Annotated in this window: 1 protein-coding gene; it reads right to left on the reverse strand. The window is 69.4% G+C overall.

The features are described 5' to 3' along the window. Window positions 1-1,653, reverse strand: a 1,653-nt coding sequence (locus tag CRP51_RS27960; RefSeq protein WP_170970711.1) for a SpnB-like Rossmann fold domain-containing protein, incomplete at both ends; no start/stop codon positions are given.

The following is a 1,653-nucleotide window of genomic DNA, read 5'->3' on the forward strand; positions in this document are numbered from 1 at the left end:
CCGAGCCACACGCGGAACAAACCACCGCCCCCCACGCACCGCCACCTCAGGCTCACCCAACCCCACCACCGCACCAACATCCACCTCGTCATCCGCCCCCGCATCCACCACCACAAACCGACCAGGCATCTCCGCCTGCGCCGACCGCACCAACCCCCACACAGCCGCCCCCACCACATCCCCCACACCCTCACCCTCAACATCCACCGCACCCCGCGTCACCACCACCACACGACCCTCCTCACCACAACCCCGCAACGCCCCCAACACCCCCGACGCCACCTCACGCAACACCCCAGGAACACCACCCCCACCAACACCCACACCCACACCAGAAGCCACCGCACGATGAACAACCACACCCCCATCAACATCCCCATCAACACCCACACCAGCACCCACAGGCTCCGGAACGGAAACCCACTCCACGCGGTAGAGCGACTCCTGGCTCCCGCTGAAGGCACTCAGCTGCTCGGCGGAGACGGGGCGGGCGAGCAGCGACTCCACCGTGACGACGGGCGCCCCGGCACCGTCGGCCACCAGCATCCGCAGGCCCTCGCCATACGGCGACACGCGCACCCGGACCGAGCTGGCGCCTGCGGCATGGAGGGTCACCCGGTTCCACGAGAACGGGATCGCGGTGTCCCCGATGCCGTCACCCTCGCCGGCACCGTCCAGGAAGCGGGTCTGGAGGGCGGCGTCCAGCAGAGCAGGGTGAACGCCGAAGGCACGGGCGTCGTTCCCCGCCTCGGGCGGAAGCACGATGTCGGCGAAGAGGTCGTCACCGAGTCGCCAAGCGGCACGCAGCCCCTGAAAGGACGGACCGTAGGCAAAGCCCTGTTCGACCAGGCGCTCGTAGAGGCCGTCGACCTTCAGCGGGGTCGCGCCCTTCGGGGGCCAGACTGTGAGGTCGGCGGCCGTGAGCGTCTCGTCCGGTTTGGTCAACGTCGGCACCAGCACACCACTGGCGTGACGGAGCCACGGCTGGTCGGCTGCGGCGTCGTCATCGCGCGAGTAGATGGCGACGGAGCGGCCTCCGGAGGCGTCGGGCGAGCCGAGCACCACCTGAAGCATGACGCCGTCGCGCTGGGAGAAGACCAGGGGCGCCTCGATGGTGAGTTCGTCAACGACCGGGCAGCCGACCTCGTCACCCGCCCGGATAGCGAGTTCGACGAAACCGGTGCCGGGCAGCAGCACGGTGCCCATCACGGCGTGGTCGGCGAGCCACGGGTGGGAACGCGGGGCCAGCCGGCCGGTGAAGACCATGCCCTCGGAGTCGGCGAGAGAGACGGTCGCACTCAGCATCGGGTGCCCGGCCGCCCGCAGCCCGATCGAAGCCGGGTCGCCCGACGTGTTGGCGTCCAGCCAGTAGCGCTTGTGTTGGAAGGCGTAGGTGGGCAGGTCGACGGTCTGGGGGGCGAGGTGGGTGAAGGTGGTTTCCCAGGTGATGTCGTGTCCCTGGGTGTGGAGGGTGCCAAGGGCTCGTAGGAGGTTGGCGGTCTCGGCATTGTCCTTGCGCTGGGTCGGGACGGCGTCACCGATCAAAGGCGTCAGGGCCGGCTTGGGCCCGACCTCGACCAGGGTGGTGACGCCCTGCGCCCTCAAGGTGGCGACACTGTCGGCGAAGCGGACCGTGCCACGGACCTGACCAGC

The organism is Streptomyces zhaozhouensis (assembly GCF_900230195.1).
Classification (GTDB): Bacteria; Actinomycetota; Actinomycetes; order Streptomycetales; family Streptomycetaceae; genus Streptomyces; species Streptomyces zhaozhouensis.